The 564-nt window shown below is 29.1% G+C and carries 1 protein-coding gene; it reads right to left on the bottom strand.

The features are described from left to right. Window positions 1-335: 335 nt before the first annotated feature. The coding region (locus DNK85_RS12725; protein WP_208123192.1) for a hypothetical protein at window positions 336-564 on the bottom strand (229 nt) is incomplete at its 5' end.

Consider the following 564-nt stretch of genomic DNA (forward strand, 5'->3'; position numbering starts at 1 on the left):
CATGTGTGATTTTCCCATTCTTTCCCTTCTTCTTACGCTCTGTTCTCTCTTATCTTTTTTCTTTGCTTATTTTTTCTTCTCCGTTTTTTTTAATCTGTATACGTCGGATTGTATCTATTTATATTTCTTCATTTACTTTTTTCCCCTTTGTTCGCTTTCTTCTTTTTACTTATATATTCTTTTATTTTTTTTTTTTCTTTTACTCTTTTTTTCCTTTCTTTTCTCTTTTTTTTATATCTTCCTTTCACTCCCTTTTTGTCTTCTCCTCCCTTTTTTTTTTTATTTTTTTTTTTTTTTTTTCTTTCCTTTTCTTTTTCCCTTCCCCCTTTTTCTTTTTACCTCTTTTCCCTCTTCTTTCCTTCTCTCCCTCTTCTTTTTCTTTTCTTTCTCCTCTTTTTTTCTCTCTTCCCTTCTCCCTTTCTTATCCTTCCCTCTTCTCCTTCTTTCCTTCCCTTTTTCTTTTCTTCTCTTCTCTTCTCCTTTTTTTTTCCTTCTTTTCTTTTTCTTTCCTTTTTTTCTTCTTTTTTTTTTTTTTTTTCTTTTTTCCCTTTTTCTTTTTTTCTT

It is taken from the genome of Cysteiniphilum halobium (genome assembly GCF_003574425.1).
Lineage (GTDB): Bacteria > Pseudomonadota > Gammaproteobacteria > Francisellales > Francisellaceae > Caedibacter > Caedibacter halobius.